At 72.4% G+C, this 22,631-nt stretch carries 19 protein-coding genes; 12 read left to right on the forward strand and 7 right to left on the reverse strand.

Annotation, left to right across the window (positions count from 1 at the left end):
- Positions 1-139: 139 nt before the first annotated feature.
- The 6 genes from ACN28A_RS29490 to ACN28A_RS29515 all read left to right on the forward strand — a co-directional run bounded on the left by ACN28A_RS29490 (position 140) and on the right by ACN28A_RS29515 (position 7,809).
- The gene (locus ACN28A_RS29490) at positions 140-1,345 is read left to right on the forward strand and encodes a glycosyltransferase (RefSeq protein ID WP_421400614.1); all 1,206 of its coding nucleotides are present in this window, start codon (positions 140-142) and stop codon (positions 1,343-1,345) included.
- Complete coding sequence (locus ACN28A_RS29495) at positions 1,338-2,822, forward strand: O-antigen ligase family protein (protein WP_421400617.1); 1,485 nt, start codon at positions 1,338-1,340, stop codon at positions 2,820-2,822. The genes ACN28A_RS29490 and ACN28A_RS29495 overlap by 8 nt, the downstream gene beginning before the upstream one ends.
- The gene (locus ACN28A_RS29500; protein ID WP_421400620.1) at positions 2,776-3,843 is read left to right on the forward strand and encodes a glycosyltransferase; all 1,068 of its coding nucleotides are present in this window, start codon (positions 2,776-2,778) and stop codon (positions 3,841-3,843) included. The genes ACN28A_RS29495 and ACN28A_RS29500 overlap by 47 nt, the downstream gene beginning before the upstream one ends.
- A complete protein-coding gene (locus ACN28A_RS29505; RefSeq protein WP_421400622.1) occupies positions 3,840-5,033 on the forward strand; it encodes a glycosyltransferase family 4 protein in 1,194 nt (397 codons plus the stop codon). Before ACN28A_RS29500 ends, ACN28A_RS29505 begins: the two co-directional genes overlap by 4 nt.
- Entirely contained in the window at positions 5,030-6,547 is a 1,518-nt protein-coding gene (locus ACN28A_RS29510) for a lipid II flippase MurJ (RefSeq protein WP_421400624.1), read from the forward strand. The genes ACN28A_RS29505 and ACN28A_RS29510 overlap by 4 nt, the downstream gene beginning before the upstream one ends.
- A 101-nt stretch (positions 6,548-6,648) precedes the next feature.
- Positions 6,649-7,809, forward strand: a complete 1,161-nt coding sequence (locus ACN28A_RS29515) for a glycosyltransferase (protein WP_421400627.1) — start codon at positions 6,649-6,651, stop codon at positions 7,807-7,809.
- A gap of 30 nt (positions 7,810-7,839) precedes the next feature.
- On the opposite strand, the gene ACN28A_RS29520 is transcribed toward ACN28A_RS29515, so the two are convergent.
- Positions 7,840-9,420 carry a hypothetical protein gene (locus ACN28A_RS29520; RefSeq protein WP_421400630.1) on the reverse strand — a complete coding sequence of 527 codons (1,581 nt, stop codon included), beginning with the start codon at positions 9,418-9,420 and terminating at the stop codon, positions 7,840-7,842.
- Positions 9,421-9,607: 187 nt separating this feature from the next.
- Positions 9,608-10,159, reverse strand: a complete 552-nt coding sequence (locus ACN28A_RS29525; RefSeq protein ID WP_421400632.1) for an RBBP9/YdeN family alpha/beta hydrolase — start codon at positions 10,157-10,159, stop codon at positions 9,608-9,610.
- Between the two features lie 625 nt (positions 10,160-10,784).
- Here ACN28A_RS29525 and araA point away from each other — a divergent pair.
- The 4 genes from araA to mmsB all read left to right on the forward strand — a co-directional run bounded on the left by araA (position 10,785) and on the right by mmsB (position 16,453).
- Positions 10,785-12,302, forward strand: coding sequence for an L-arabinose isomerase (gene araA, locus ACN28A_RS29530; protein WP_421404698.1), 1,518 nt, complete (start codon positions 10,785-10,787; stop codon positions 12,300-12,302).
- 32 nt (positions 12,303-12,334) lie between these two features.
- A complete protein-coding gene (gene chvE, locus ACN28A_RS29535) occupies positions 12,335-13,462 on the forward strand; it encodes a multiple monosaccharide ABC transporter substrate-binding protein (RefSeq protein WP_421400635.1) in 1,128 nt (375 codons plus the stop codon).
- A 104-nt stretch (positions 13,463-13,566) separates the two neighbouring features.
- Positions 13,567-15,156, forward strand: coding sequence for a multiple monosaccharide ABC transporter ATP-binding protein (mmsA, locus tag ACN28A_RS29540; RefSeq protein ID WP_421400638.1), 1,590 nt, complete (start codon positions 13,567-13,569; stop codon positions 15,154-15,156).
- 34 nt (positions 15,157-15,190) lie between these two features.
- The gene (mmsB, locus tag ACN28A_RS29545) at positions 15,191-16,453 is read left to right on the forward strand and encodes a multiple monosaccharide ABC transporter permease (RefSeq protein WP_421400640.1); all 1,263 of its coding nucleotides are present in this window, start codon (positions 15,191-15,193) and stop codon (positions 16,451-16,453) included.
- A gap of 66 nt (positions 16,454-16,519) precedes the next feature.
- Here mmsB and ACN28A_RS29550 read toward each other — a convergent pair whose 3' ends face one another.
- Together ACN28A_RS29550 and ACN28A_RS29555 are read right to left on the reverse strand one after the other, a co-directional pair.
- Positions 16,520-16,729 carry a DUF397 domain-containing protein gene (locus ACN28A_RS29550; protein ID WP_421400642.1) on the reverse strand — a complete coding sequence of 70 codons (210 nt, stop codon included), beginning with the start codon at positions 16,727-16,729 and terminating at the stop codon, positions 16,520-16,522.
- Positions 16,726-17,505, reverse strand: coding sequence for a helix-turn-helix domain-containing protein (locus ACN28A_RS29555; protein ID WP_421400645.1), 780 nt, complete (start codon positions 17,503-17,505; stop codon positions 16,726-16,728). The genes ACN28A_RS29550 and ACN28A_RS29555 overlap by 4 nt, the downstream gene beginning before the upstream one ends.
- A gap of 254 nt (positions 17,506-17,759) precedes the next feature.
- On the opposite strand from ACN28A_RS29555, the gene ACN28A_RS29560 reads away from it, so the two are divergent.
- Positions 17,760-18,236, forward strand: a complete 477-nt coding sequence (locus ACN28A_RS29560) for a hypothetical protein (protein ID WP_421400647.1) — start codon at positions 17,760-17,762, stop codon at positions 18,234-18,236.
- A 118-nt stretch (positions 18,237-18,354) separates the two neighbouring features.
- Here ACN28A_RS29560 and ACN28A_RS29565 read toward each other — a convergent pair whose 3' ends face one another.
- Complete coding sequence (locus ACN28A_RS29565; protein ID WP_421400650.1) at positions 18,355-19,140, reverse strand: NAD-dependent protein deacylase; 786 nt, start codon at positions 19,138-19,140, stop codon at positions 18,355-18,357.
- 177 nt (positions 19,141-19,317) lie between these two features.
- On the reverse strand, positions 19,318-20,481 hold the full coding sequence (locus ACN28A_RS29570; protein WP_421400652.1) for a glycosyltransferase: 1,164 nt from the start codon (positions 20,479-20,481) through the stop codon (positions 19,318-19,320).
- Positions 20,482-20,538: 57 nt separating this feature from the next.
- On the opposite strand from ACN28A_RS29570, the gene ACN28A_RS29575 reads away from it, so the two are divergent.
- A complete protein-coding gene (locus ACN28A_RS29575; protein ID WP_421400654.1) occupies positions 20,539-21,672 on the forward strand; it encodes an NAD-dependent epimerase/dehydratase family protein in 1,134 nt (377 codons plus the stop codon).
- Here the strand turns inward: ACN28A_RS29575 and ACN28A_RS29580 are convergent.
- A complete protein-coding gene (locus tag ACN28A_RS29580; RefSeq protein ID WP_421400657.1) occupies positions 21,554-22,627 on the reverse strand; it encodes a phosphotransferase in 1,074 nt (357 codons plus the stop codon). The genes ACN28A_RS29575 and ACN28A_RS29580 overlap by 119 nt on opposite strands.
- Positions 22,628-22,631 lie beyond the last annotated feature (4 nt).

The following is a 22,631-nucleotide window of genomic DNA, read 5'->3' on the forward strand; positions in this document are numbered from 1 at the left end:
TGCGTGTCGACGGGTTCTTCCCGGACAGACCCGAGTGGATTCCGGCGGACAAACCCGAGTAAAGCGGGTCGGCGTCGAGGGTGGCTGTCGGCCGTGCCGCCCGCTCCCCTAGGGTACCCTGGTGCAGCAGTGCGCCTCCGTGGACACAACGACTCCGACGATGCTGGTGCTGGGCACCGCCGAGTGGAGCGCGCAGATCGCGACGAACCAGCACTACGTGGTGCGGGAGTTCGCCCGCGACTTCGAGACCCACTTCGTCGAGTCGCTCGGCCTGCGCCGCGTGCGGCTCGACGCCCGCGACCTGAGCCGGATCGCCCGCCGGGTCCGCAACCGGGTGCGCGGACACGCCGGTACGACGCACCGGCCGGTCCCGGAGCGGGCCCGGATCGTCTCGCCGCTTATCGTGCCGGTGCACCGCCGACCGACCCGGCTGGTCAACCGGATCCTGCTGGAACGGGCGGTCACCGCCTGGCGGAACAGCCCGCGACCCCGGGGGCTGTGGACGTTCACCCCGGTGACGTACGGGCTCGAACGGTACGCCGACTTCACCGTCTACCACTGCGTGGACCTGCTCGGCACCTTCCCCGGGGTCGACGCGGTCGCCGTCGCCGCCGGAGAACGCCGGCTGGCCGCGCTGGCCCGGCCGGCGATCGCCACCAGCGAGGCCGTCGGCGCGCACCTGCGCACGACCGGCTTCCCGGACGTGCGTGTGCTGCCGAACGTCGCCGACGTGGACGTCTTCGCCGCCGCCGGTCGCCCCGCCGCGCAACGCCGTCCGGCGGCACTCTTCGCCGGCAACCTGTCACCGCACAAACTGGACTACCCGCTGCTGCGCGCCCTGGCCGAGGGGCTGCGCGGCCGGGGCGAGCTGCTGCTCGCCGGTCCGGTCGCGGCCGGCGGCGGCGGTTTCGACACCGAACTGGCCGAGCTGGTCCGGCTCGGCGCGCGCTACCTCGGGGTGCTCGGCATCGACGAGCTGGCCGAGGTGGCCGGCACCGCCACGGTGGGTCTGGTGCCGTACGCGCTGAACCCGTACACCACCGGGGTCAGCCCGCTCAAGTGCTACGAATACCTGTCGGCCGGGCTGTCCGTGGTGAGCACCGCGGTGCCGGACGTGGTCCGGGCGGCCCGGGGCAGCGACGCGATCGGCGTGGCGGACTCCGTCGACGACTTCGTCGCCCGGGTACTCGGCGCCCTCGCGCCGGCCACCGACCCGGAGATCGCCGCGCGGGTCGGTCACGCCCGCGACTTCGGCTGGCGGGCCCGGGGCGAGCTGCTGCGCGGCATCGCCGGCCAGGCAGCCGGTGGGCAGCCGACACCGGTGACCGGGGCGCCCGGTGCCTAGGGTGCTGCCGGCCGCCCGCCGCCTCGGCGACGAGCTGGCCCGCGCCGCCGCCCGGCCGCACCGGCTCGCCGTCCTGGCGACAGTCGTACTGGTCCTCGCCCTGCCCCAGCTCTACCTGCTGCCCAGGGGAAGTGTCGACATCGCCCTCGGCACCGTTGTCGCGCTGCTGCTCGCCCCGGTGGTCCTGCTCGCCACCCGGGGCGGGCTCGCCCGCGGGCTGCTCCGGCTGGCCCTGGTCCGGATCCTGCTGGCCCTGCTGGCGCTCCGGCTGCTCGCGCTGGCCTGGTCACCCGAGCCGCGTGCCGGGTTGCAGTCCATCACGCTGCTCGGCCAGTTCGTCGTCACGGTGGTGCTGATGGTGGCGGTGGCCGGTGGCGGCGCCGCGGCACTGCGCCGGCTGCACCTCTGGTACTGGCCGTGGGTGCTGCTCGAAGCCGCCCTGGTGGTCGGATTCCGGTTGCTGCCCGGCCTGGAGGACGACTACCTGCACTCGATCGGCGGCCTCTTCGCCGGGCAGAACACCGTCGCGGCGCTCTTCGGGGACAACCCGAACAACGTGCTGGACCCGGCGAAGGCCGGTGGCGTCTTCATCAACGCCAACGTGGCGGCGATGTTCCTCGGGGTCAACGGCCTCGCCGCGTTCGCCCTGGCGGCGCTGACCGGGACCCGCTGGCTGCGGGTGGTCGGCGTACTGGCGCTGCTGGCGGTGCCGTTCACCGGCTCCAAGTCGGCCACGGTACTGGTGTTCGCGCTGCCCGCCGCCGCGTACGCCCTGCACTGGCTGCGCCGGTACGCCACCCCCGCCGTCCGGCGCTATCTGCTGCTCGGCACCGTGCCGCTGGCGGCGGCCGTGGTGCTGCTGTTCGCCCTCAACCGCGGTTTCCTGGACGCCCTGGTGGAGGCGTTCGTCGGCCGGACCGCCATCTGGCAGTTCGGTGCCGAGGCGTTCCGGGACAGCCCGCTGCTCGGGCTCGGCTACGGCGGCTGGGACGTCGGGTTCGCCGACTACGCCGACCGGCACGACATCTGGCGGGTCTTCCCGCCGCACAACATCCTGCTCGGCGCCTGGGCGGTGACCGGCCTCGCCGGGCTGCTGCTCACCGTCGCCTTCTTCGGCGCCGCGTTCCGGCTCGTCGCCCGGCGGCTGTCGGACGGCCGCGGCGGGCAAGCCTTCGTGATCTGCGCCGGCACGGCGATCGGCTGGATCCTGGTCCAGGGACTCGGCGAGAACACCGACGTCTTCGGCGACATCCACCTGATCCCGATCGTCTCGCTGTTGATCGCCTACCTCGTCCGGCCCGTTGCCGAGGAGACCCAGGACAGTGCCAGCCACCCCGACCGTGGCAGTCGTACGCCACCAGCAGTTCCGGCCGTCGGAGACGTTCATCACCAGCCAGGCCCTGGCGATGCGGAGCTTCCACCCGCTGTTCGTGGCGAGGGACCCGATCCCGAACCCGCCGCCAGCCAGCTCGGCTAGCCCGGCACCGGCGGTCGGACCGGGCGCCGGCCCGGCCCGACCCGACACGGTGAGCGTCGCCGACTTCGGCCGGGCGGCGGTGCTCGGCTACACCCTGACCCGCCGGTCGGAGCCGCTGCGCCGGCTGCTGGCCGAACGCGGCACGGCACTGCTGCACGCACACTTCGGGGTGGAGGGCGTCTACGTGGTGCCGCTGGCCCGCGCACTCGGCGTGCCGCTTGTCACCACCCTGCACGGGTTCGACGTGACGATCACCAAGTCCCGGCTGCTGGCCTCCCGGAAGACGTCCTGGGTCAACTACGTCGCCTGGCGCAACGAACTCTTCGACGCCGGGGCGAGGTTCGTCTGCGTCTCCGAGCACATCCGGGCCAGGGCGCTGGACTGGGGCTACCCCGCCGACCGGCTGGTCGTGCTGCCGACCGGGGTCGACGTCGACCTGATCGCGCCGGCCGGGCCGGTCGAGACGCCCCGGATTCTGCACGTGGCCCGGCTGGTGGAGAAGAAGGGCACCGCGGACCTGCTGCGGGCGTTCGCCGTGGTACGCCGGGCGGTGCCGGACGCCGAACTGGTGGTGGTCGGCGACGGGCCGCTGCGGGAGTCGCTGGACGCGCTCGCCGCACAGCTCGACATCGCGGCGGCGGTACGGTTCCTCGGCGCGCTGCCGCATCCGGAAACGCTCGGCTGGCTGCGCCGCTCCCGGCTGCTCTGCCAGCCGAGCGTCACCGCCGCCTCCGGCGACCAGGAGGGGCTGCCGACGGTGCTGCTGGAGGCGGCGGCCAGCGGGCGGCCGGTGGTCGGCACCCGGCACGGCGGGATCGCCGAGGCGGTCACCGACGGCACCGACGGCTATCTGGTGGCCGAGCGGGACGTCGCCGGGCTCGCCGAGCGGCTGACCGCGCTGCTGGCGGACCCTGACCTGTGCCGGCGGTTCGGCGAGGCGGGCCGGCGGACGGCCGTCGAACGCTTCAACCTGCGCAGCCAGACCGACAGGCTCGAATCGCTCTACAGGACGCTGCTATGACCGAGTCCATAATGGTCTTCTCCCGGGCAACCCCGCACCACCACACCGGCGGGATGGAGACACTGGCCTGGAGTCTCGCCACCGAACTCGCCCGGCAGGGCCGCCAGGTCCGGGTCGTCACCACGGCCATCCCGGGGGTGCCGGGCCCGTTCGCGGCGGACGGGGTCGAGGTGGTGCCGCTGGCCGGTACCCGGCCCGGACGGTATTCCACCGCCTGGTGGCGGGAGTCCCGGGCGTACTGGGTGGCCTGCGCGACGCCGCCCGGGGCGGTGCTGTCGGTGAGCGCCGGGGCGTACTCGGTGGTCCGGGCCCGGGGACGGCACCCGGGTACGCCGTTCGTGTTGCAGGCGCACGGCACCTCGACGATGGAGATCGGGTCGAAGCTGCGGGCCGGGAACCTGCGGTCGCTGGCCACCGCGCCGAAGAACGTCGGCTGGCTGGCCCGGGACCTGGTCCGGTACCGGGACTTCGACCGGGTCGTCGCGGTCGGCGGGCGGGTCGCCGACTCGTTGGCCGCCGCGCCCCAGCGCTGGGCGGTCCGGCCGGACCGGATCCGGCTGATCCCCAACGGGGTACGCCCGACGGCCGGGACCGGCGGTGTCGAGGAGCGCCGGAAGCTGCGGGCGGCACTCGGCGTCGACGACCGGGTCACAGTGGTCGGCTGCGTCGGCCGGCTGCACGTGCAGAAGCGGCTGGACCGGGCGTTGCGGGCGGCGGCGGTACTGCGCGACCGGGGCCACGGCGACCGGTTCCGGTTCCTGCTGGTCGGCGACGGCCCGGACGAGGGCCGGTTGCGCGCCCTGGTCCGCGACCTGCGGCTGGCCGAGCTGGTCACCTTCGTCGGCCGGGTGCCGCCGGAGGAGGTCGGGCGGTACTACGCGGCGGCCGACGTCGCCCTGCTCACCACGGCGCGGCTGGAGGTGGGGCTGCCGATGGCGATCCTGGAGGCGCTGGCCGGCGGGCTGCCCTGCGTACTTCCGACCGGCGCCACCGGCCCGGACTCGCTGGCCGGCGTGCTGCACCCGGTCGACCCCGCCGATGCCGGCGCCCTCGCCGACATCCTGGCCGGGATGCCGCCGGCTGCCGGTCCCCGGTCGAGCCTGCTGCCCGAGGAACTCACCCTGGCGCACTGCGCCCGCAGCTACCTGACGCTCTTCGACGAGCTCGCCGGCCGGCCCGGAGCACCGTGACCAGGATCTTCTTCCGGTTGCTGCTCGGCGGGGTGACCGGCAAGGTGCTCGGTCTGCTCCGCGAGGTGCTGCTCGCGGCGCTATTCGGCGCCGGCCGGGTGGTGGCGGCCAACCGCGTCGCGCTGACCGCGACCCTGATCCCGATCAACTTCTTCACCGCGGACGCGCTCTCCGCCGGGTTCCTGCCGCTGTACGTGCAGTACCGCACCGAGCGGCCGGCGATGGCCCTGGTGCTCTACCGCACCGTACGGTCGCTGCTCACCGCGTTCTCGCTGCTGCTCGCCGTGGCACTGCTGCTCGGCCGGGCCGCCTGGGTCGACCTGCTGGCGCCCGGCCTGGACCCGGAGACCGCCCGGATCGCCGCGACGATGCTCGGGATCGCCGCCCTGGCGGTGCCGTGCTACGTGCACTACAACCTGCACACCCTGGTCGGCCTGGCGCACGACGACGTACGCCTGATCAACATCCGCCCGTCGGCGCAGAGTCTCGGACTGATCGCCGCGACGCTGCTGGCCTACCTCACCGGCCGGGTCGAGCTGCTCGCCTGGGGCTTCACCGTGCCGTACGTGCTGCTCTGGCTCTTCGGGATCTACTGGGTCCGGCGCCGGGGCTACCTGGCCGGGGTCGACGGCGATCCGGACGCGCGGCTGCCGGACGGGTCCGGCCGGCGGCTCGCCCTGCGGATGTTCTGGCACCGGCTCCGGCCGCTGCTGCTGATCCCGGTGATCCTGCAGGGCTCGATCGGGGTGGAGCGGGCGGTCGGCTCACTGCTCGGCGTGGAGGTGGTCGCGGCGACCGAGTACGCCCGGTTCGTCGTCGACTCCTGCATGGCGCTGCTCGCCGCCCCGCTCGGGCTGGCCGGACTGGCCTCGTTCGCCAGGATGGAGCCGGGTGCGGTGGCCGGCGGCCTGCGCCGGCTGCTGCCGCCGGTGCTCTTCGTGACCGTGCCGCTCTCGCTGATCCTCTGTCTCAACAGCACCGGCATCGTCACCCTGCTCTACGCGCGCGGCGAGTTCGACGAGCAGGCGGTACGGATCTCCGCCACCCTGCTGCTCGGCTTCGCGCTCGGCATCTGGGCGCAGGTGATCGGCTACACCCTGGTCAAGGTGCTGAACGCCCGGGGCCGGAATTTCCAGGTCGCGATCGTGATGGCAATCTCCTACACCGCCGCCGCCGGGCTGAACCTGCTGCTGTTCCGGCACTGGGGTGCGCTCACCCTGGGGGTGGCGGCCTCGGTCGGCGGGCTGCTGATGTTCCTCGTCTCGGCCCGCCTGCTGGGCGTGCTCGGGTTCAGCCTGAAGCTGGCCGCCGCGCTGCTGCCCGGCACGGTCGCCGCCGGTGCGCTCGGCTACCTGCTCGCCGGGCCGGGCCTGCTCCGGCTGGTCGCCTCCTGCCTCGGGATCCTGCTGGTCTGGGTCGGCTACGCCGCGCTGCTGCCCGGACTGCGCCGGACCTTCCTGCTCGGCATCTGGGCCCGGCTCACCGGACTGGCCGGGCGGAAGAGCGGGGTGTGAGCGATGGAGACCAGGTTCGGCCCGCCTGACGGCCCGTCTTGCGGCCTGCCTTGCGGTCCGCCTGCCAGCCCGTCTTCCAGTCCGTCGGATGGAGCATCGAGATGACAGCCGGAGAGGTCCGCGACCAGGACACCGGAACCGCCCGCCCCGACGCCGCCGACGGGCCGGTGCCGAGGCTGCTCGCGGACCGGTCGGTGGCGGTGGTGCACGAGTGGTTCGGCGCCACCGGCGGTTCGGAGAACGTCTTCCGGCAGATCGCGGCGCAACTGCCGCACGCCCGGCGGTTCGTGCTCTGGAAGGACGAGGGTGTCGTCGAGCCGGAGCTGCGGGAGTCGTGGCTGGCCCGGACGCCGCTGCGGCGTACCAAGGCGGTGGCGTTGCCGTTGATGCCGCTGGTCTGGCGGACGCTCAGCCGGGAGCGGTTCGACGTGGTCATCTCGTCCAGCCACGCCTTCGCGCACACCGTCCGGCTGGGCGCTCCCGAACACACCCGCTACCTGAGCTACGTGCACTCGCCGGCCCGCTACATCTGGAGCCCGTCCTTCGACGGCCGGGGCGCCAACCCGCTGCTGGCCGCGCCCCGGCGGGTGCTGCAAGCCGCCGACCTGCGGCTGAGTCGGCACGTGCACGCGTACGCCGCGAACTCCCGGGAGGTGCGGGACCGGATCGCGCGCTACTGGCGGCGGGACGCGACTGTCGTCAACCCGCCGGTGGACACCGACTTCTTCTCCGCTGCGCCGCAGGCGGACCGCGAGCAGTCCCGGGACTACCTGCTCGGGGTCGGACGGTGGATCCCGTACAAGAACTTCGACCTGATCATCGCGATCGCCGGGGCCGCCGGGATGCCGCTGGTGATCGCCGGCTCGGGGCCGGCGGAGGCGCACCTGCGCCGGGCCGCCGCGCGGGCCGCCGTCCCGGTCCGGTTCGAGGTGCAGCCCGACCGGGAGCGGCTCCGCCGGCTCTACTGGGGAGCACGCGCCCTGCTCTTCCCGGTGCACGAGGACTTCGGCATCATCCCGGTGGAGGCGCAGGCCTGCGGTACTCCGGTGCTCGGGCTGCGCCGTGGCGGGCTGCTGGAGACGGTCGTCGACGGGCAGACCGGGCTGCTCGTCGACTCGCTGGCCGCGGCCGACTTCGTGCCCCTGGTCCGCCGACTCGACGAACTCGACCTCGACCGGCTGCCGCCGCACGCCGCCGGTTTCTCCCACCAGGCGTTCGCGCGCCGGTTGACCGGCTGGATCGCCGAACAGACCGCGGGCTGACCCGCCCCTTCCCACCCGGCTGTGCGGTGCTCAGAAGATCAGGGTCTCCCGCAGGTAGGTCGCCACCCGGCGCAGTTCCAGGGCGCCGTCCACGGGGGCGGTCATCCGCAGCACCAGCTGCCGGTCGACGACGCCCTCGCTGCCGCTCCTGAAGTACGCGACCACTACCAGCCCGTGCCGCTGCTCACCGTTCTCCTGCAAGGTGTTCGTCTCGACGTACGCGGAGAACTGTCCGCTGCGGATCCACCGCTTGCCCCACGCCTCCTCGGCCTGCCGCATCGCGACCTGCTGCGCCTCGTCACAGGGCTGCGCGCAGTCGCGCACGACCAGCTCCCCGCCGAACTCCGGGTTGTCGCTGCCCGGCGGCACCCCGCAGTTGTATTTGGTGAACCCCTGCGCCCGGCCGGAGAGCACGCACTGCCAGCCGCTCGGCACCTTGACGGTGAAGGTCAGACCCTCCAGGTCCGGCAGGGTGCGCACCTCGTCCCGCTCGGTGAACGTCGGCCACTTCGTCGGCCAGGATCCCGGCGTCGGCGGCTCCAGGCCCGGTTGCAGCGGCGGATTCGTCGGTGCCGGCGGCGGTAGGCTGCTGGCGCTCGGCTTGGCGTCCGGCGGCGGGTCGTCACCGCCGTCGCCGCCGGAGAGGCTCACGGCGAGGATGGTCCCGCCACCGGCCAGCACCAGGACGACCACCACGGCGACGGCCACCCAGAGCCAGTTGCGGCGCGGCTTGGGCTCGGAGGGCACGATGTGCCGCACCGGCGAGTAGAGCGGGTCGTAACCGGAGACGTCCGTGGCCGGTTCGGCGGAGTACGGCCTGGGCATCTCGGGCAGCGGCTGCGGCGGCCCGGAGATCGAGTCGGGCGGCCCGGACGTCTGGTACGGCGGCACCGAGCTCTGGTAGGGCGGCCCGGAACTCTGGTCCGGTGGCACCGAGACCTGGTAGGGCGGCCCGGAACTCTGGTGCGGCGGCACCGAGACCTGGTGTGGCGGCGCCGAGGTCTGGTGCGGCGGCACCGAGACCTGGTGTGGCGGTGCCGAGGTCTGGTGCGGTGGTGCGGAGGTCTGGTGCGGCGGTGCCGATGTCGGGGTCGCCACCGGGGTCGCGTTCACTCCCGGGGTCGACTGTGGTGGCCCGGCCTGCCACGGGTTCGGTGCCGGTACGCCGGGCGTGAGCCGGGTGGTGGGGGTGGCCAGCTCGTCGTCGTCCGGACCGGCGGAACCGTTCGGGGCCGTGCCGTCCACCGGTGCGGCGGCGGTCTTCATGGTCGGCGAATCGCCGTCCCCGAGGCCCTCCTGCGCCGGCCGGCACTCCATGCCCAGCGCGGCGAAGAGCCGTTCGCCGCCGCCGGCTTCGCCCGCAGCATAGGCGACCCACGGCGCGGGGGCGGCGAACTCGGCGTGCACGTACCGGGGGCCACCCGCGCTGGGCTGGGCCAACGCCTGGGCGGTGCCGGCGAACGCGTCACGCCACCGTTGGTCACCCGCCACGGCGGCGTCCAGCACGGCCACCGTGTACGAGTTGCCCTGCCCGTCGATGGCGGACCAGACGCTGCCGACCTGGCACAGGCTGACCGCCTCGATGAACTGGTACGGACCCACTGGCTGCATCCCAACCCACTTCCGCTTCGCTCCCTGCGGATCCTAGCGAGGCGGGACCAGTGCGCCCGAAGCCCCTCCGAGGGCCGGTGACCCGGCAACGCCCGCCCCGGCCGCCGGGTGATGGTACCTGAGTGCTGACTCAGCGTGTCGGGCGCGGCGGGACGACAGTGGACTTTGCCGGCGGATTCCGGGCGGCTTACTCCGGGGGCTGCCGGAGTCGGTCGATCAGCCGCTCGCCGGCCGGCCAGGGGCCGTATCCGCTCGCCGTCTCGACGTGCCCGGCGTCGCCCGCGTCGTACAGCTCGGCATCCCACGCCTCGGCGTACCGTTCGAACTGCGCGAACGTCGTGTACGGGTCGGTCCGGCTGGCCACCAGGATCGACCGGAACGGCAACCGGGTGTGCGGTACGGGACCGTAGACCCCGTCGTCCGGTGGGCCGTTCGGGTCGGGTTCCCACGCCGGGTCGACGTACGGCGGGGTCACCAGCAGGGCTGCCCGGATCGGGCCGGTGTGCCGGGCCGCCCACGCCGCGACGGTCAGGCAGCCTGCGCTGTGTGCCACCAGCACCGCCGGCTCCGGCGCGGCCCGGACGGCCTCGTCCAGTGCCGCGACCCGCTCGGCCAGGGTGAAGGGTGGGCCGGGCGGATAGGGCGCCCACCGGTAGTCCGGATTCGCGTCGGCCAGGCGGCACATCCAGTGCTCCGACCTGGGTCGGCCGCGTCCGGGCACGAGCAGGATCCGGGTCACCCGCACCACGCTAGCGTCGGCGGTCTCGTCGGGCTCGCCGAGGTCTCAACGGGGGCGGCGGGGGCGAGGGGAGGGCGGGGCGGCGGAAGGCGACGGCGAGATCGGCGGAAGGCGACAGCGAGATCGGCAGAAGTAGCTGGCGGGGAGTAGCTGGCGGGGAGTAGCTGGCGGGGAGACTGTCGAGCTGCCCCGCTTGTGCGCCCACTTCCGGGGTTGTCCGGTCCCCGACCGCGCGGCTCCGGGTGCCCCGTCTGTGCACCCAGCTCGACAGTCTGCGTACCGGACGGCTACTCCCGGCGCGACCACTGCTTCCCGGCGCCCCGGCCGGCGGGGCAGGGCCGCGGTTCGGGCCGTTCGTCAGGGCGCGGTTCGGGCCGTTCATCCGGTCGGCCGGGCGATGCTCGCGGGTCCGGGATCCGGGGCGTGGATCGACCGTTCAACGTGCCACAGCGACCGCTCATCGTCTCGGCGCAGGGACCTGCGGATTCCCCGCTCTCCCGTTACTGAAGCGTTACGGTGTACCGTTTGACTGCTCCAATGTTAGCGGTAACACTCGGCTCGCGACGTGATCGCGACCAGACGTCGGGGGTGGCAGCAAGCCATGCCCCAGGTAGGAGAGGTGGACATGCCGCCGGCCACGCACCCGCAGATCTGGTTCCTCACCGGCAGCCAGCACCTGTACGGTCCGGAGACCCTCGACCAGGTCGCGTCCCAGTCGCAGCAGATCCTGGAGACGCTCACCGGCTCGGGCAGGATCGTCGCGGAGATCGTCTGGAAGCCAGTTCTCACCGAGGCGTCGGCGATCCGCCGAGTGCTGCTGGAGGCGAACGCCGACCCGCACTGCCTCGGCGTCATCGCCTGGATGCACACGTTCTCGCCCGCCAAGATGTGGATCAGCGGGCTGGACGCGCTGCGCAAGCCCCTGCTGCACCTGCACACGCAGCTCAACGAGGCGCTGCCCTGGGAGTCCATCGACATGGACTTCATGAACCTCAACCAGGCCGCGCACGGCGACCGGGAGTTCGGCTTCATCCAGACCCGGCTCGGGCTGGCCCGCAAGACCGTCGCCGGACACGCCTCCGACCCGACGGTGGTGGCCCGGATCGACGAGTGGGCCCGCGCCGCGCTCGGCTACGCGCACCTGCGCAACCTCCGGCTGGCCCGGTTCGGCGACAACATGCGCGACGTCGCCGTCACCGAGGGTGACAAGGTGGAGGCGGAGCTGCGCTTCGGGGTCTCGGTGAACACCTACGGGGTCAACGACCTGGTCGAGGTGGTGGACCGGGTCGCCGAGCAGGAGATCGAGCGCCTGGTCGGCGAGTACGCCGACAGCTACCGGCTCGCACCCGAGCTGGCCAAGGACGGTGACCGGCACGAGTCGCTGCGGTACGCCGCCCGGATCGAGGCCGGGCTGCGCGAGTTCCTGACCGAGGGCGGGTTCGGGGCGTTCACCACCAACTTCGAGGACCTCGGCGGGCTGCGCCAGCTGCCCGGTCTCGCAGTGCAGCGGTTGATGGCCGACGGCTACGGCTTCGGCGGCGAGGGGGACTGGAAGACCTCGACCCTGCTCGCCGCCGTCAAGGCGATGGGCGCCGGCCTGCCCCGGGGAACGTCCTTCATGGAGGATTACACCTACCACTTCGGACCGGGCGAGCCGAAGATCCTCGGCGCGCACATGCTGGAGGTCTGCCCCAGCATCGCGGGCGAGCGCCCGTCCTGCGAGATCCACCCGCTCGGCATCGGCGGCCGGGAGGATCCCGTCCGGCTCGTCTTCGACGCCGCCGCCGGCCCCGGCGTGGTGATCGGGATGGCCGACCTGGGCGAGCGGTTCCGGCTGGTCGCCAACGAGATCGAGGTGGTACCGCCGGACGAGCCGATGCCCCGGCTCCCGGTCGCCCGCGCGGTCTGGAAGCCTGCGCCGTCACTCAGCACCTCCGCCGAGTCGTGGCTCACCGCCGGCGGCCCGCACCACACCGTACTCACCCAGTCGGTCAGCTCGGCCACGCTGCGGGACTTCGCAGACATGCTGCACACCGAACTCGTGATGATCGACGACCGGACCACGACCGCCGACTTCCGGGACCGGCTGCGCTGGAACCAGGCCTACCACCGACTCGCCCAAGGGTTGCCCGGCCGGGGCTGACCCGCACGCCGTACCAGGAATTGGAGGAGCATATGAAGTTTGTCCGGCTCGCGGCGGTGGCCGGCGCGGCCACGCTGGCCGTCGCGCTCACCGCGTGCGGATCGAGCACCAAGACCGTGGACGAGGAGGGTGGCTCCGGCGACAACGCCGGGGCGCTCGTCGGGGTGACGATGCCGACCAAGTCCTCCGAGCGGTGGATCCACGACGGCAACAACGTCAAGGCGGGGCTGGAGAAGCTCGGCTACACCGTCGACCTCCAGTACGCCGAGAACGACATCCCGGCCCAGGTCAACCAGATCGAGAACCAGATCACCAAGGGCGCCAAGGTGCTCATCATCGCCTCGATCGACGGCACCGCCATCACCACCCAGTTGCAGAACGCGGCGGACAACAAGATCCCGGTCATCGCGTACGACCGGTTGATCCGGAACAGCCCGAACGTCGACTACTACGCCACCTTCGACAACTTCAAGGTCGGGGTGCAGCAGGCGACCTCGCTGCTGGTCGGGTTGAAGCTGAAGAACGAGGACGGCTCGGACGGCACCGCGAAGGGTCCGTTCAACATCGAGCTGTTCGCCGGCTCGCCGGACGACAACAACGCCACCTTCTTCTTCAACGGCGCGATGTCGGTGCTCCAGCCGTACATCGACAAGGGCACCCTGGTGGTGAAGAGCGGGCAGAAGGACTTCAAGACCGTCGCGATCCTGCGCTGGGAGGCCGGCACCGCGCAGCGCCGGATGGAGGACCTGCTGACCAAGACGTACAGCGGCGGGGCGAAGGTCGACGGGGTGCTGTCGCCGTACGACGGGCTGTCGATCGGCATCCTGTCGGCGCTGAAGAGCAACGGCTACGGTACGGGCGGGCAGCCGTACCCGGTGGTGACCGGGCAGGACGCCGAGGTGGCCTCGGTGAAGTCGATCATCGCCGACGAGCAGTACTCGACCATCTACAAGGACACCCGGCAGCTCGCCGAGGTGGCGGTGAAGATGGCCGACGCGGTGCTCAAGGGCAACAAGCCCGAGGTCAACAACGAGAAGGACTACGACAACGGCAACAAGGTCGTGCCCTCGTACCTGCTCGACCCGGTCATCGTGAACAAGGCCAACTACAAGGCGACGCTCATCGACACCGGCTACTACAAGCCGGAACAGATCCAGTAGTCGTACCCGGGCGGCGGTCGCCCCGGGGTGAACCCCCGGTGCGGCCGCCGCACCCGTGACGGGAACATATCCTCACCCATCGAGCCGGGAGGCGATCCGTTGGCATGACCGACGACATTCTGCGGATGCGGGACATCACCAAGACCTTCCCCGGGGTACGCGCCCTCCAGGAGGTCGGCCTCTCGGTGCGCCGGGGTGAGATCCACGCGATCTGCGGCGAGAACGGCGCCGGGAAGTCCACCCTGATGAAGGTGCTCTCCGGGGTCTACCCGCACGGCTCGTACTCCGGAGAAATCTTCTTCGACGGCGAGCCCTGCGCCTTCGCCGACATCCGGGACAGCGAGCGGCGCGGGATCGTCATCATCCACCAGGAGCTGGCGCTCTGCCCGCAGCTCTCCATCGCGGAGAACATCTTCCTCGGCAACGAGCGGGCCAGCCGTGGCCTGATCGACTGGAACCGGACCAACCACGAGGCCGCCGAGCTGCTGGCCCGGGTCGGGCTCTACGAGAACCCGGTGACCCTGGTCAGCGACATCGGCGTCGGCAAGCAGCAGCTCGTCGAGATCGCCAAGGCGCTGTCCAAGCGGGTCCGGCTGCTGATCCTGGACGAGCCGACCGCGGCGCTCAACGACCGGGACTCGGCGCACCTGCTCGACCTGCTGCGCGGCCTGCGCGACCAGGGCATCACCTGTGTGATCATCTCGCACAAGCTGAACGAGATCGCGGCGGTCGCCGACCGGATCACCATCCTGCGGGACGGCCGGACCATCGAGACCCTGGAGACCGGCTCCGACGAGGTGACCGAGGACCGGATCATCTCCGGGATGGTCGGCCGGGACCTCGACCACCGGTTCCCGCCGCGCGAGCCGAGGATCGGCAGCGAGGTACTGCGGATCGAGGACTGGACGGTACACAGTCCCACCCAGCACGGCCGGATGGTGGTGTCGAACGCCAACCTGACGCTGCGGCGCGGCGAGATCGTCGGGCTGGCCGGGCTGATGGGGGCCGGCCGGACCGAGCTGGCGATGAGCGTCTTCGGGCGCTCGTACGGGACGAACATCTCCGGCCGGCTGGTCAAGGACGGTCGGGAGATCAGCGTACGGTCGGTGCGGGACGCCATCCGGCACGGCATCGCGTACGCCACCGAGGACCGCAAGCGGTACGGCCTCAACCTGATCGACGACATCAAGCGGAACGTCTCGGCCGCCGGCCTGAGCCTGCTGGCCCGGCGCGGGTGGGTCGACGACCACCGGGAGTACCAGGTCGCCGACGAGTTCCGGGCCAGCATGAACATCAAGGCGCCGAGCGTGCTGAGCGTGACCGGCAAGCTCAGCGGCGGCAACCAGCAGAAGGTCGTACTGTCTAAGTGGATCTTCACGAATCCTGACGTGCTGATCCTGGACGAGCCGACCCGGGGCATCGACGTCGGTGCCAAGTACGAGATCTACTCGATCATCAACCGGCTCGCCGACGAGGGTAAGGCCGTCCTGGTCATCTCGTCGGAGCTGCCCGAGCTGCTCGGGCTCTGCGACCGCATCTACACCCTCTCCGCCGGCCGGGTCACCGCCGAGGTGCCGCGCGCCGAGGCGACCCAGGAACACCTGATGCGGTACATGACGAAGGGCCAGGCCGACCACGGCGACGCCCGCACCACCTCGGACGAACCGGGCGCGGCGAACGGCTCCGGCCGGTGAAGCGACCCGACGAACGGACAGGAGCAGACCCTCGATGAGCGCCACCGCACCCACCAACGCCGACGTCGCGGTGAGCGGCCCCGGTCTCGGTGAACCGTCCGCCCCGGACGGCGGACCCGGCCGTCGGTTCTCGGTCAACCTGCGGCAGAGCGGCATCTACGTCGCCTTCGCGCTGATCGTGTTGCTCTTCTCGGTACTTACCGGCGGCGCCCTGCTGCAACCGCAGAACATCTCCAACATCGTCGTGCAGAACTCGTACGTGCTGATCCTGGCGATCGGCATGATCCTGATCATCATCGCCGGGCACATCGACCTCTCCGTCGGCTCGGTGGTGGCGGTGACCGGGGCGATCGCCGCGGTGCTGATGGTCGAACACGACGTACCCTGGCCGCTGGCCCTGCTGATCACCCTGGTCGTCGGCGGGCTGATCGGCGCCTGGCAGGGATTCTGGGTCGCCTACTTCGGCATCCCGGCCTTCATCGTGACCCTGGCCGGCATGCTGCTGTTCCGGGCGCTCACCCTGACCGTCCTCGGCAACCAGGGCATCGGCCCGTTCCCGGACCCGGTGCGTACCCTCGCCAACGGCTTCACCGAGGGCTACCTGGGCAATATCGGGCTCGGTCCGCTGGGCGGGGCCGACCTGTTCAGCCTGCTGGTCGGGATCGCCGCGATGGCCGGCATCGTAGCCGTGCAGTGGCGCAGCCGGACGGCCCGGCTCCGCTACCAGCAGAGCGTCGAGCCGCTGCCGCTCTTCGTCCTCAAGCTCGCCCTGGCCGGCGTCGTGGTGATGACGGTGATCGTGCAGCTCGCCCGGTTCAAGAACCTGCCCTGGGTGCTGATCCTGCTCGCCGGGCTGATCCTGGGGTACTCGCTGCTGACCAGCCGGGCGGTCTTCGGCCGGCAGATCTACGCGGTCGGCGGCAACCTCCAGGCAGCGACACTGAGCGGCGTCAAGGTCAAGTCGGTGATCTTCTGGATCTTCGTCAACATGGGTGTACTCGCCGCACTGGCCGGGATCATCTTCGCCGGCCGGCTCAACCAGGCCGGCCCGACCGCCGGCAACGCCTTCGAACTCGACGCGATCGCGGCGGCGTTCATCGGCGGGGCGGCGGTGCAGGGCGGCGTCGGCAAGGTGGTCGGGGCGATCACCGGCGGCTTGATCATGGGTGTCATCAACAACGGCATGTCGCTGATGGGCGAGCCGAGCGAACGGGTGATGCTGGTCAAGGGTGCGGTGCTGCTCGCGGCGGTCGCCTTCGACGTCTGGACCAAGCGGCGCGCCGGCGCGGCCCGGTGACCCCGGAGCGTCCCGCTGTCAGGGTGTCGCGCCGTCCAGTTATCAGGGTGTCGCGGCGTGCCGGGCTCAGGGTGTCGCGGCGTGCCGGAGGAAGCTGCGCCATGCCTCGGGGGTGAAGGTCAGCACTGGTCCGGGGCGGTTCTTGCTGTCCCGGACCAGTATCCGGCCGGGCAGGTTGTCGGCGACCTCGACGCAGTTACCGCCGGACTGGTTGCTGCGGCGCGACGTGCGCCAGCGCGGGCTGCCGTCCGTCGCGGCTGGGCTGTCGGTGGTCACAGGTCCTTCACCATCCTCAGGATCAGGTCGCGGGACTGGTCGCACGGCAACGCTACCGCACTGACGGCGTGCCACATCCGGTCCAGCGCGGTCACCCGGCCCGGCTCGGCGTGCACCCGGCCCTCGAAGAAGTCCTCCAGATAGCCGACCATGCGGCCGTCGTCGAGGGTGCCGAGCGCGAACGCCCCGGAGCGGCCGGGATACATCCCCACCGTCTCGGGCACGACGCAGAGATAGACGCCCGGCCGGGTGCCGATGTCGGCGAGGTGTCGCAGTTGTGCTCCGGTCAGCTCCGGGTCGCCGCAGCGTAGCGCGGCGACGTCGAGCACGAAGGAGCAGACCGGTGGCTCCGGGCGGTCGAAGACGGCGACCTGGCGGGCCAGCCGGCGGGCCACCTCCTCGTCGACCTCCTGCGGACTGCGCAGTCCGCTGTCGAGGACCGACCGGGCGTACGCCTCGGTTTGCAGCAGTCCGGAGACGAGACTCAGATCGAAATACCGGAGGCTGGTGGCGGTGTCTTCCACCTCTCGCCACGGGCGGAACCACTGCGGTGCCTGGCGCACGTGTTTCCGAGCCTCGATCGCCGCCTTTTGAATCTCCTTTCCGGTGTCGAAATACTCGTCCAACCGCTCCGCCGTGTCCGCCTTGGGTGCCAGTCGGCTTGTCTCGAAGGCGGCGATCAACGATTTGCTGACATTGACCGCCTCGGCGACCTGGTCCTGGGTGACGGCACGCTCGGCGCGCAGGCGCTTGAGGATTACCGGAACACTACTCACGTTTATCGTCTCCATATATTCCGGAGCTTTTGCGGATCATCGGACGCGATTGGTTCCGGTCATCTTCCGCCCGGCCGTAGGAATTCGTCCAGGGTGGAATCGAGGTAATACCGGTCCGTGAGCCGCTGCCGTCGGCGCCGGGCGGACGTTGCTGGACGCGGCGCGTACGGGCTCGACGGGACCTACTGAGGTGCACCGCTTTCGTACGATTCCTGTCGTCCGGCGATCACCTGTCCTCGACCAGAAGGAATACCGTGGACTCGTCACTCGCGTTCCTCATCGGCAGCGCGGCCATCTTCACTGGCGCTGTCGCCTACCGGGAACTCCATCGCGAACTCGGCCGACGGCGAGCTGCCGTGGCCGCCACCGGCATCGCCGTCGGCGTCACCGCGAGCTTCCTGCTGATGCTCTACCTCGCCACCCTGTCCATGGCGGCTCTGCTTGCCTTCGTCGCCGTCTTCGCCGCCGCCGTCGGCTATCCGGCCTTCCGCCGCGACCTCGGGCCCCGCCGGGCCGCCCTGGCCGCCGCCGGTTCGGCCGCCGTGGTCACCGCGAGCTTCCTCTTCGTCGTCTACCTTGCGGTGATGGCCTACCTCACCGCCATCGGCGTCTACCTGTCGTTGCGGGACCGGATCCGGATCGCTCCGGCCCTGTTGGTCACCGGCACCACCCTCGGCGGTCTGCTCGCCGCCTCCGCACTCGTCTTCTGGGTCAGCCTCAGCTACATGTGACGCATCGCGGCAACGGGCCGACGACCATCGGCGGCCGGACGCCAGGCTGAGCCCGGGTCAGGTGCAGGGCACCGGCCATCCCGTCCGGTCCCGGCGGGCAGTTGCCGGTGGAGCGCGATCAACGAGGGGCGGAGCGGGCGGCGGCGACGAGGGCCGGCAGCACCTGGGCCGCCGTACCGCGCAGGTTCACCGCAGAGACGTCGTCGAGCGGTGTCGGTTCCGGATTGACCTGGATCACGGCGGCGCCACGGCGTGCCGCGATCAGCGGGATCTCGGCCGCCGGATAGACCACCCCGGAGGTGCCGACCGTCAACAGCACGTCGCAGCCGGCGGCGGCCTCGACCGCCGCCGTCAGCGCCGCCTCCGGTAACGCCTCGCCGAACCACACCACGCCCGGCCGGACCAGCCAACCGCAGTGCGCGCAGCGGGGCGGCGGGATCCGGGCGCCCTCGCCCGGATCGGCGGGCTCGTCCTCCACCGGCTCCGACAGGGCGGCCGGGTGGGCGCCGGCGCCGATGCAGCGCGGTGCGAAGAGGCTGCCGTGCAGGTGGACGGGGGAGCGGGAACCGGCCCGCTCGTGCAGGTCGTCGACGTTCTGGGTGACCAGCACGGTGTCGGGGCACAGGGACTCGATGGCGGCCGTGGCGAGGTGCCCGGGGTTCGGCCTGGCCCGGCGTACCCGGGCACGGCGCCATTCATACCAGCCCCAGACCAGGTCCGGGTCGGCGTGGAACGCCTCCGGGGTGGCGAGCTGGGTGGCGTCGAACCGGGCCCACAGCCCGGTGAGGTCGTCCCGGAAGGTCGGCACGCCGCTCTCGGCCGAGATCCCGGCGCCGGTGAAGACGACCACCCGCCGGGCCTGGGCGAGCAGCGCGGCTGCCTCGGTCGGCGGAACCTGCTCCATCCCGGAGATCCTGCCAGACCGTTTCCAACCGCCGAAGTCGTCGGCGCCGGGCCGGTCAACGTCCAGGCGGCCGGTCAACTCCCACGCGCGGCCGGTCAGCCCTCGCGCGCGCTGGCCGGTCAACCCCCACACCGGGGCGCTCAACTTTCACGCGCGGTCAACTTCCGCGCGCGGCGGTCAACTTCTGTGCGTTGGTCGGTCGCGTACCGCCTCCCGGTAGAGGTCGAGCAGTGTCCGCGCGTGGGCCGCCCACGTCCGGGGCGTGACCTCCCGCGCCGCCGGGGGCGGACCGGCGGTGACCGACTCGTCGATCGCCCGCGCGGTGCCGGCCGGGTCGACCAGCCGGGCCGCCGGGCCGAGCAGTTCCCGGTAGGTGGGGATGTCGGCGGCGACCACCGCCGTCCCGACCGCCAGCGCCTCCAGCGGCGGAAAGCCGAAACCCTCACTCGCCGAGAGACTGACGAGGGCACCGGCCCGCAGGTACAGCGATTGCAGCACGTCGTCGTCGACCGCGCCGAGCAGGACCGCCTCCGCCGCGACCGGGTGACCGGCGACCAGCGCGGCACCGGGGCCGCCGGGGGCGAAGTCGTTGCCGACGAGTACCAGCGGCACGCCGCGACGCCGGCTCGCCGTGCGGGCGTACGCGTCCAGCACGGCGCCGACCCGCTTGTGTGCCCGGGCCAGCCCGACGTAGAGGACGAACCCGTCCGGCACCTGCGGAACCCGCTCCGGCGGTGCCGGCACGGCGGGCAGGTGGTCGCTGCCCCACGAGCTGACCAGCACCGGCGCGTCGGCCCGGACGGCGGTCCGGAACTGCCCGGCGACGGTCTCGGTCGGCACCACGATCCGGTACGCGGTCGCCGCGAGATGCGCCATCATCAACCCGTAGTACTCCTCGTGCGCCGAGGCCGGATGTGCCCGGGCGGCCGGCGCCGGCGGGGTGAGCGCGCGCAGTTCCGCGACCGCCCGGCGCATCGCCGCCAGGTCGTCGGCACCGAACCGCGCGGCGAAGGCGGCGTCCGGGTAGCACAGACCGGGATCGCGTAGCCGGACCACGTCGTGCACGGTCACCACCAGCGGAATGCCGGGATCTGGCCACGGGATCCGGTAGTCGAAGAGGTGGATGACGTCGGCGCCGACCCGGCGGGCCGTGTCGAGCAGCTCGTCGGCCTCGGCGGAGCCGTACCGTGGCGTGCCGGTCGGAGCCAGCACGTCGAGCCGGATCCCGTCCCCCGGGGCCGGTGTCCCGACCGCGGACCGGAGCGCCGCGATCGTGCAGCGGGTGTAGCGCCCGATGCCGTCGGGGGCGTCGATCCGTCCGTCCGTCAGAACCCGGACCACCCGCTCACCACCTCGTCCATGGTGCGGACAACGCATCGGCACCTATCCTTCCATCTCATGAGGCCGGGGCGTGCCGACACGACCCGCGCGCCGACCGACACCGGCTTCCCGGTGCTCGTCACCGGCGGAGCGGGATTCCTGGGGGTCGCCGTGGTCCGCCGGCTGCGCGCCGCCGGTCGGCAGGTGACCGTGGTCGACGACGGCAGCGCGGGCACGCTGCGCCGGCTGCGCGAGTTCGCCGACGACGCCGACGTGGTGCACCACCGGACCAGCGTCTGCGACGCCGACGCGGTGGCCGAGCTGCACCACGCCGTACGGCCCTGGGCGGTGATCCACCTCGCCGCGAAGCACTTCATCCCGGAGTGCGAGCGGGACCCGGGAGAGACCGGGCGGGTGAACGTCGACGGCACCGCCAGCCTGCTCGCCGCCTGGCGGGCCCACCGCCCGCAGCGGTTCGTCTTCGCCTCCTCGGCGGCGGTCTACGCCGACTCCACCCGGCCGCTCTCCGAACGTTCCCGGTGCGCCCCGCCCACCCTCTACGGGCGGACCAAGCTGGCCGGGGAGCGGATGGTGCACCGGCACGCCGCCCGACGCGGCGTGGCCGCGCTCTCGGTGCGGCTGTTCAACCTCTACGGCCCCGGCCCCACCGTCGAGCACCTGGTCCCGACCGCGCTCGCCCAGGCCCGGGCCGGCGGCCCGCTGCGCCTCGGTGACCTGCGGACCGTCCGCGACTACGTCTACGTCGAGGACGCCGCCGACGCCGTGCTGGCGCTGCTCGCCCAGGGCGCGACGGGCCGGGTGAACGTCGGCACCGGCCGGGGCACCGCCGGCCGGGACGTGGTGGCCGGCATCCTGGAGATCCTGGGGCTGCCCGGCACCGCCGTCTTCGACCCGGCCCGGACGAGGGCGTGCGACAGCCCGGCGGTGGTGGCCGACATCCGCAGGCTCCGTACGCTGCTGCCGGCCTGGCGGCCCGTCCAGCTCCACGAGGGACTGTCGCGCACGGCACGGTCGCCGGATCAGGAAGGACTGCGGCGTACGGCGCGGGCACCGGACCCCCGACAGCGCGTCGTCAGCCGGGAACGCGGGACGGGACCGGGTCCGGCGGCGGAAGCCAGCCCAGCAGCTCCGGCCGGCGGGCCCGAAGGTGTGCCGTCAGCCGCTCCGCGGCCACCGGGCGGCGCTGGTTGAGCAGGTCGAACCGGCGCCGGGCCAGCATCAGCGGCAGCAGCCGGTCGAGCCGTTCGTGGTCCATCCCGCCGCCGTAGCCGGCCAGCGCCGACTCGACCGTACCGCCGAGACCGAGGTCTACCGCGATGCACCAGGCCAGGTCGAGCATCGGCGGGCCGACCTGGATCGCGCCCGGGTCGAGTACGGCCCGCAGCCGCGCCCCGGTGAACAGCACGTTGTGCCCGACCGCCATGTCCCCGTGGATCGCCGTCATCGGGGCACCCCGGCACGCCTGGTCGAGCGCCGCCGCCAGACGTGCCGCGCAGGACGGGTCGCGCAGCCGGATCTCGCCGAAGAACATCAGGGCGCTGCCCGGTGCGTCCAGCCGGCGACCGATCGGCGGGGCGTGGTCGTGCCAGCGGCGCATGACGGCGGTGACCGCCCGCTGGCGCCGGGGCAGGAGTGGGCCGCCGCCGCTGTGCGAGCCGGGTACCCGCTCCAGCACGGTCCACCACCGGCGTGCACCGCCGACCACGATCTCGCCGTGGTCGAGGAGGGCCGGCGCCGGGATGGCGGCGGCGACGCGTACCCGCTCGTATTCGAGGCAGACCGCCAGCGTCTCGTGCCGGCGGTGCTGCACCTTGATCAGGGTCCGGTGGCCCGGCAGCACGGTCACGCCGGAACCTGTCGGCGGCGGGCCGTCGTAGGCCGGACTCCGCGCCGCTGCCCGGACCAGCGCGTCGACCACCTCGCGCGGCAGCTCGCCGGCCGACGGGGTCGCTCCCTCGCTCAGGTCGAGCGGCCCACAGCGCGGCGCTTCCGCGCTCGGCCCACAGCGCGGCGCTTCCGCGCTCGGCCCACAGCGCGGCGTATCCGTGCCCGGCTCGCGGCGCGGCGTATCCGTGTCCGGCTCGCGGGGCGGCATGTCCGCCGCGCCCGGTCGGTCGGACGGTGTGCCCGCGTCCGGCGCGTCCATCGGC

This window comes from Plantactinospora sp. WMMB782, assembly GCF_049179135.1.
In the GTDB taxonomy this organism is placed as follows: Bacteria; Actinomycetota; Actinomycetes; order Mycobacteriales; family Micromonosporaceae; genus Plantactinospora.

Excerpts from the sequence above, each read along its gene's own strand:
- ACN28A_RS29505 (WP_421400622.1), top strand. The coding sequence starts at position 3,840 with ATGACCGAGTCCATAATGGTCTTCTCCCGGGCAACCCCGCACCACCAC.
- ACN28A_RS29515 (WP_421400627.1), top strand. The coding sequence starts at position 6,649 with ATGACAGCCGGAGAGGTCCGCGACCAGGACACCGGAACCGCCCGCCCC.
- ACN28A_RS29520 (WP_421400630.1), bottom strand. The coding sequence starts at position 9,420 with ATGCAGCCAGTGGGTCCGTACCAGTTCATCGAGGCGGTCAGCCTGTGC.
- araA (WP_421404698.1), top strand. The coding sequence starts at position 10,785 with ATGCCGCCGGCCACGCACCCGCAGATCTGGTTCCTCACCGGCAGCCAG.
- chvE (WP_421400635.1), top strand. The coding sequence starts at position 12,335 with ATGAAGTTTGTCCGGCTCGCGGCGGTGGCCGGCGCGGCCACGCTGGCC.
- mmsA (WP_421400638.1), top strand. The coding sequence starts at position 13,567 with ATGACCGACGACATTCTGCGGATGCGGGACATCACCAAGACCTTCCCC.
- mmsB (WP_421400640.1), top strand. The coding sequence starts at position 15,191 with ATGAGCGCCACCGCACCCACCAACGCCGACGTCGCGGTGAGCGGCCCC.
- ACN28A_RS29565 (WP_421400650.1), bottom strand. The coding sequence starts at position 19,140 with ATGGAGCAGGTTCCGCCGACCGAGGCAGCCGCGCTGCTCGCCCAGGCC.
- ACN28A_RS29575 (WP_421400654.1), top strand. The coding sequence starts at position 20,539 with ATGAGGCCGGGGCGTGCCGACACGACCCGCGCGCCGACCGACACCGGC.
- ACN28A_RS29580 (WP_421400657.1), bottom strand. The coding sequence starts at position 22,627 with ATGGACGCGCCGGACGCGGGCACACCGTCCGACCGACCGGGCGCGGCG.